Below are 6,690 nucleotides of genomic sequence, written 5' to 3'. Positions count from 1 at the left end.
CCCGCGAGCGACTCGATCCACACTGGCGCAGCGAAGGCGATGGACTCGCCCTCCGCGTTGTCGACGCGCAGGTAATACCAGCGACGCGCATTGGTTGCCGTCACCGTCGTGGACAGCTCATGCGTGGCGGATTCGGCGACGATTTCGCCGCCGCTGGTGATGAGTTGCAGCCGGCCCACGAACGGTCCGCCATCACGGTGTTCCACGTGGACGGTGATGGGCACGTCGGTCCCAGGTTGGCAGGCAAGTTCGCTGCCCATCGGATGGTCCGCGGCGAGGAAGTCGATCTTGAGGCGCGTGCCGGCGAGTTCGGCGTAGGTGCGGCGGGCGAGCCAGGCGGACTTGAATGCGTCCTCCGTCAGTTCGGTTGCCAGCGTCACGGTCTTGGCCAGTTCCGCGCCACCCCAGTTGATGCTGTGTTCGTCCTCCGAGCCAACGGGCGACAGGCGCCAGCCGTTGTCCAGCGCGGCGTGGAAGGGCTCGATGTAGCGGTCGCGGCGGCCACCGCCGTTGTACAGCTCCATCCCGAACATGCGCTCGGCTGCCGCGGGCACGAATTCCAGGCCGTACCAGTCGCAGCCGGGATCATCGTCGCTCAGACACTTGTCGGTTGGATGGTTGAAATGCGCCAGCCCGTCCGCGCCGCCGCCGAACGGCGCCGGTGCCGTCGCGCTGCCGCCTAGACCAACCGCGTTGGGCTCACGGGTGAACCAGCTCCAGAAGGTTTCCAGCGTCGCGAAATAGCCGCCGTCGGTCTTGGCGTTGGAGAAATTCTGCGAGAAGTAAACGTTGATGTGGCCGAAGCGGTCCGAGGTCCATTCGAAGCCGCGGATCGCCAGGAAGTGCTTGTCCGATGCTTCGGCGACCTGAGTCGCCGTGGCATTCCACTTGGCGAGGCTGTCGACGCCGTCCGGCGTCAGGCAGGTGAGCAGGCCATCCGGCGTGGTGAAGCAGTCGCCGCCCACGGAGATGAACACGCCGGCATCCAGCGTATCGGAGTGGTCGGATGCACCGACGAAATCCATGCCGCGCTCCCGGGCCTGCGCGAACACGTCGGACGGAATGCTGCGGATGTCGCCGTCCGAGTAGCTGGTGTGCTCGTGCATCGCGCCCTCGAAGAACTTCAGCGTCTCGACGGGCGTGCCGGTGTAGGGCGCGCAGGCGACCGGCGACGGTTCGTCGGGGTTGCCGGTCGGCGGCGTGGTGGTGTCGGGCGCGGAACTGGTGCCACAACCGGCGGCGAACACCAGAAGACCGCCAATCAGCAGGCGGGCATCACGAATCAGCATGGAGGGCGAGGCGGGTGACGGAACCCGAAAAGCCTAGCGGGCTTGCGTGAAACCCGCGTGACAGCGGTGTGTCACATGCCGGATTCGTCCAGCGTGATCGACACGTGGGTACCGTCCTCGTCGTAGGACGGGCAGCCGCCGACGAAACGGTCGTAGTCGGCGTCGATCTCCTGCGGGGTCAGCTCGTAGCCGGCGGCCGAGGCGCCGAAGGTCCAGGTGCCGGGCTGCGTGCCGAAGGAGCAGGGCAGCACGCAGTTCAGCGCATTGCCGTCCAGCGTGATGTTGGTGGTGCGCTCGGCGGCGATGGATTGGGCGGAGACCGCATCCCCGTCGATGGCGAAGCCGGATAGCACGATCTCGGCGATGGTGGCATCGGTCGTCGTGCCGGAGGCCTCGTCGAGGTGCAGCACCTCGTCGCCCGGCAGGTTCACGCAGGCGCCGACCGTGCCGCTGTCATCTCCCGGCTCGCAGCCCGCGAGCCACAATGCACCGCCAAGCAGCAGCGGCAGGGTGGTCAGACGGGTCAGGTCGCGGGGCATGGGGGCGTCCGGATGCGGGAGTGGCCGCAGTGTATCAGCGCGGGGGGTGGACGCATTGGGATTGGCGCCCGGCAGGCCGCACAATAGATGGTCTCATCCAATGCAGGACCATGCCCGTGAGTTCAGTCAAGGCCTATGCCGCTCAATCGGAAACCTCCGGAGTTCATCCGCACGCGATCAAGCGTCGTGCGTTGCGGCCTGACGATGTCGCGATCGAGATCGACTACTGCGGGGTGTGCCATACCGACATCCATTTCGCCGAGAACGACTGGGGCGGGACGATGTATCCGGTGGTGCCCGGGCACGAGATCATCGGGCGCGTGACCGCCGTGGGGGAGAACGTCAGCGGACACGCCGTGGGTGACCGGGTCGGCGTCGGCTGCATCGTCGACTCCTGCCGGACCTGCGAACCCTGCCAGCACGGACTGGAGCAGTACTGCGAGGCCGGCATGATCAGCACCTATAACGGTATTGATCGTTATGACGCGTCGGTGACCTATGGAGGCTATTCCGAAGCGGTCGTCGTGCATCAGGATTTCGTGCTGCGCATCCCCGACAAGCTCGACCCGGCGACCGCCGCGCCGATCCTCTGCGCGGGCATCACCACCTATTCGCCGCTCCGCCACTTCGGCGTCAAGGCCGGTCACAAGGTCGGCGTGATCGGCATGGGCGGGCTGGGGCACATGGGCGTGAAGTTCGCCAAGGCCCTGGGCGCCGAGGTCACGATCTTCACCCGCTCCGAGGCCAAGCGGGCCGAGGCCAAGGCGCAGGGTGCGAATCATGTCGTGATCTCCACCGACAAGGCGCAGATGAAGGCCGTGCGCGGCAGCTTCGACTTTCTGCTGGACACCGTGCCGGTGGCGCATGACCTGAACCCCTATCTGGGCTGTCTCAAGCTCGACGGCACCCACATCCTGGTTGGTCTGCTGGAACCCGTCGACCCGCCGGTAATGGCCGGCGCGCTGGTTCGCAAGCGTCGCGTGCTCACCGGCTCGCTGATCGGCGGCATTCCCGAGACCCAGGAGGTGCTGGATTTCTGCGCCGAGCATGGCATTGAATGCGACGTGGAAATGCTCGACATCAGAAACATCAACGACGCCTACGCACGCATGAAGAAGGGTGACGTGAAGTATCGCTTCGTCATCGACATGAAGAGCCTCAAGGCCGCCTAGGGAGACAAGACCATGAGCACCGATATCACCTCCATACCGTTCACCACCATGGACGGCACGCAGACTACGCTGGCTGACTACACCGGCTCCGTGGTGTTGATCGTCAATGTCGCCTCCAAGTGCGGGCTTACGCCGCAGTACGAGGCGCTGGAAACCCTCTACGAGGACAAGCGCGACGCCGGCCTCGTCGTGCTCGGGTTTCCCGCCAACAACTTCGCGGGGCAGGAGCCCGGCAGCAACGACGAGATCGTCGCCTTCTGCAAGGGAACCTTCGGCGTGCAGTTTCCGCTGGCGCAGAAGATCTCGGTCAAGGGACCCGACATCCATCCGCTCTATGCGGCGCTGACCGATGCCCAGCCGAGCGCCACCGCCAACGAGCCCAGCGAACTGATGGCCAAGCTCGACGAACACGGCCTCGGGCCGGAGTCCCCCAGCGACATCGCGTGGAATTTCGAGAAATTCCTGATCGACCGGAACGGCGAGGTGGTCGCCCGGTTCGCGCCGGACATCACGCCTGCGGACGAGCGCGTGCTGTCGGCGATCGACAAGGCGCTGGCCTGAAGGCAACCGGTTCACTTCATGCGCACTCGGGTTGTCCCGGGTCGCATGAAGTGTCGTCAATCATTCCAGGGCGTCGTGATAGGCACGACATGTGCTGAACAACACGGATGCTGGCGCGTCACCGGCGGATTCGAACACCTCTCGTGTGCAATATGACGGCTGCGGTGCGTATTCGCCCATGATGTCGTCCACGGGGGTGCCGCGGGGCACGTAGGACGTGGTCTCGACATAGTCCGGCGCCGGCAGCATGTGCCGGTACGCGATGGCTGCGTCGATGTACGGGCCCCAAGGGAGCCAGGTGATCCCGTTGGCGGTGGTTGCATTTGCGGGACGGTCTTCGGCGTCGGAGACGACGACGGTGAAGTAACCCTCCTCATCCAGGACCGTGTTCTCGTCACGTGAGCAGTCGGTGTAGCGCTGGGTCACGACATCGTTCTGGCAGATCGACCAGTAACGAAGTTGCTCGGTGCCGAAGGGAACGCCCGGTTGCCCGCGAAACGTTGGCGCCTTGGCGCGAAACAGGATGACATTGCCCTTGTGTCGGTAGTAGATGTTGTAGGTGTAGGCGTTGTGGATGTTGGACATGAAGCCACCGCCGCCACCGCCGATGGCCGCGTTTTCGACGGCGTCGCCCAGGAAGGGCAGCCCGAGCAGCTCCGCGATGAAGTTCACGTAGAACTCGGGGATGCCACGGAACACGTGGGTTTCGGCGTCGGCATCCGACAACGGCACGATGGAGTTCGCGAGGAGTAGCGGATCGTCATAGACATTGATGCCCAGCAGCAGGTCGTTGAGGCCCAGTTCGGTCACCGCGCCACCCAGGGTCGGCAGCAGCGGTTCGACGCAATCCGCGGTTGGAAGCAGTTCGGTCTCGCCGTCCATGGTTTCCAGCGTGAGGATCGGCAAACCAACGCCGCCATCGGGGCCGAGGCCATCCGCGGGAACGTAGGTCCGGTACATCAGCGGCAGCAGGACCGGATGCGGCAGGGTGAGCTGGCCGGTGGAAAAGTCGCCGGCGTAAAGCGTGTTCGGCGCGCGTTGCTCCGGACGGTTCTCGAAATGGAGGTAGGCGCGATAGGTGTCGCCGGGAGGCGCGCCCTCCACCGCGAAGGGATTCACGCCATTGGCGCGCGGGACAAGCTCCAAGTCGGCCAGGGCGTCACTCGGACGCAGCAGCGGGTCGTAGCTGTTGTAGGAGAAATAGCGCACGTCGGGGTACCGACCATCAATGCGCAGCCGTGCACCGGGCAGCATCGGCACCAATGCCACCCAATACGTGGCGGAATCATCGGGGTAGAAGATGTTCATGGTGTCGATGTTGCTGGCGACCTCCCAACCACAGGCCAGTCCAAACGGGTACTGATCGCGTTCCACGGGGGCACCGCCACCCGTGCCGCCTTCGCCGGTGGGAGGTGGGGCGGAGCCATCGCCCACAGGGTCTGATTGGGTGGAACCGCCGCCGCAGGCGCTCAGCAGCGCGGCACAGAGCAGGCCGATGCCAAGCATGGCGCGGGTTGAGTGGCTCAGTGCGGCTCGCGCAAAGTTCCGGGCACGGACAGGGTGGTGCATCGACATTGGCGGTCTCCTCCTCGGTGCGTGTTCGCCCCCCGGTCGGAGTGGAGTCCGCGGATTGTTCTAGACTGTCGCGGTCCTCATCCGTCGGGGATGCTTGTTATTTGCGGATCAACCCGAATGGGTAACCCGACTGCGTTACTTGTCCGGGTTAAGAGACCAGGGAATCGAGTTTGAGTCAAGCAGGAACACCTACGGACGCTGCCGCGGAACCCACCAACACGGAACGAAGCCTGCTGGATGCAGCCATTGAGCTGTATGGGAAATTCGGGACGCACGCGGTCTCGCTGAACCAGATTCGACGGCATGCTCAGGTGTCGAATGACGCAGCCATCCGGTACTACTTCCGCAACAAGCAGGGGTTGCTCACGCGCAGCACGGAGCGAATCGCCGAGCAGCTCAACGGTGCTCTGGAAGCGGTTGTGATCCAGCTAGAGGCCAGTCCGGCCGGCAGTCTTGGCGTGCGTGAAATCCTGATGAGCTTCGGCATGCCGTTCGTCTCTCTGCACACCAGAGCGCCACATAGCCTCAGCTTCATCGGCTCGCTGATGCGAGACGAGGGTGATTTCGGCCACGGTCTGCTGAATCGGTACTTCGGCAGCTTGCTGCTGCGCTTCGAGACATTGATTTCGCAGGCGATTCCGGAGAAGCCACCGGAGCTCGTCCACCTGCATTTTTATCTCGCGCTCAACAACCTGGTGCATGGGCTGGACGACATGCGAATCCTGAAGTTCATGCCCGGTCTGGACGACCAGTGCCAAACGCTGGTGGATCGGCCGGACGCGTTGGTGTCGGGCTTTCTGGACTATGTCTGCGCCGGCGTCGAGCGTCTGCCCGACGCGTAAGGCGGGCTGAAGGGCTCAGCCTTGGGTGATGAGCATGCCGGCCAGGATGAGGGCGGGTGCGAGCAGGCAGCCGATGAACGTCCAGGCGCCGGCCGGGTGCGCGAGATTGACCGTCCAGCCCAGGCTTGGCAGCCCTTTCGGCACGATCACCCGGGTGTCCCGCTTGCTGAAATAGAGCCCGGGGAGCACTTTTCCGCTCCAGTTCTCCGGGTTGTCCCATTCCTGCTGGTTGATGTCCTGCTGCGTCATCGTCACGGTCGGTCGGCTTCACACCTCTCGCATGTTAGCCCGCCTTCGCCGCCTCGTGTGAGGGCGCTCCGACCCACGGCCACGTCCCGTCGGATCAGCGCAGGAGCGCCGGCGCCAGATGGCGAAGCAGGCCGAGCTGGCTGCGCAGATAGCCGCTGTATCGAGGCAGGGTGTCGTTGCAATCCTGCACGCGGCGGTCGTAGAACACCCGAAGGCTCGCCGCCGGCAACTGAGTCGGGTCGGCGAATCGCTCGCTGGGAATGAAGGTCAATGCGAGCGGACCAGGCATGTGCAGGTGCTCGACAATGGGGTCGCCGCACTGGCGGCACTTGCCGCGCTGCACATTGGGTGGAGGGCGATAGGCTTGAAAGTCCACCGACGATTCGCCATCGACACGCACCTCGGAGCGCCTGACCAGCGCGACGTCGGCAAACGGCGCCTGATTGAACGCCTGGCAGATGGT

General features: G+C 64.6%; 8 protein-coding genes. 3 read left to right on the top strand and 5 right to left on the bottom strand.

Annotated features, from left to right (window positions below; translation table 11 throughout):
- Together ABNS06_RS07525 and ABNS06_RS07520 are read right to left on the bottom strand one after the other, a co-directional pair.
- Nucleotides 1-1,289: hypothetical protein (locus ABNS06_RS07525; protein WP_348673615.1), on the bottom strand; the 1,289-nt coding region annotated here is incomplete at its 3' end.
- A gap of 71 nt (nucleotides 1,290-1,360) precedes the next feature.
- Nucleotides 1,361-1,828 (bottom strand): hypothetical protein, encoded by a 468-nt coding sequence (locus ABNS06_RS07520; RefSeq protein ID WP_348673614.1) that lies wholly within the window; start codon nucleotides 1,826-1,828, stop codon nucleotides 1,361-1,363.
- 110 nt (nucleotides 1,829-1,938) lie between these two features.
- Between ABNS06_RS07520 and ABNS06_RS07515 the strand changes: the two genes are divergently transcribed.
- A complete protein-coding gene (locus ABNS06_RS07515; RefSeq protein ID WP_348673612.1) occupies nucleotides 1,939-3,000 on the top strand; it encodes an NAD(P)-dependent alcohol dehydrogenase in 1,062 nt (353 codons plus the stop codon).
- A gap of 24 nt (nucleotides 3,001-3,024) precedes the next feature.
- The gene (locus tag ABNS06_RS07510) at nucleotides 3,025-3,561 is read left to right on the top strand and encodes a glutathione peroxidase (protein WP_348673617.1); all 537 of its coding nucleotides are present in this window, start codon (nucleotides 3,025-3,027) and stop codon (nucleotides 3,559-3,561) included.
- A gap of 60 nt (nucleotides 3,562-3,621) precedes the next feature.
- Here ABNS06_RS07510 and ABNS06_RS07505 read toward each other — a convergent pair whose 3' ends face one another.
- Nucleotides 3,622-5,067 carry a hypothetical protein gene (locus ABNS06_RS07505; protein WP_348673611.1) on the bottom strand — a complete coding sequence of 482 codons (1,446 nt, stop codon included), beginning with the start codon at nucleotides 5,065-5,067 and terminating at the stop codon, nucleotides 3,622-3,624.
- Between the two features lie 239 nt (nucleotides 5,068-5,306).
- On the opposite strand from ABNS06_RS07505, the gene ABNS06_RS07500 reads away from it, so the two are divergent.
- The gene (locus ABNS06_RS07500) at nucleotides 5,307-5,978 is read left to right on the top strand and encodes a TetR family transcriptional regulator (protein WP_348673609.1); all 672 of its coding nucleotides are present in this window, start codon (nucleotides 5,307-5,309) and stop codon (nucleotides 5,976-5,978) included.
- Between the two features lie 15 nt (nucleotides 5,979-5,993).
- On the opposite strand, the gene ABNS06_RS07495 is transcribed toward ABNS06_RS07500, so the two are convergent.
- On the bottom strand, nucleotides 5,994-6,227 hold the full coding sequence (locus ABNS06_RS07495; RefSeq protein ID WP_348673607.1) for a hypothetical protein: 234 nt from the start codon (nucleotides 6,225-6,227) through the stop codon (nucleotides 5,994-5,996).
- A gap of 94 nt (nucleotides 6,228-6,321) precedes the next feature.
- Nucleotides 6,322-6,690 (bottom strand): hypothetical protein (locus ABNS06_RS07490; RefSeq protein ID WP_348673606.1); only part of this gene is annotated, 369 nt, incomplete at its 5' end.

This window comes from uncultured Abyssibacter sp. (assembly GCF_964000955.1).
In the GTDB taxonomy this organism is placed as follows: Bacteria; Pseudomonadota; Gammaproteobacteria; order Nevskiales; family OUC007; genus Abyssibacter.
The sequence above is the reverse complement of the archived record's forward strand: the minus strand, read 5'-3'. Positions and strand labels throughout refer to the sequence as shown.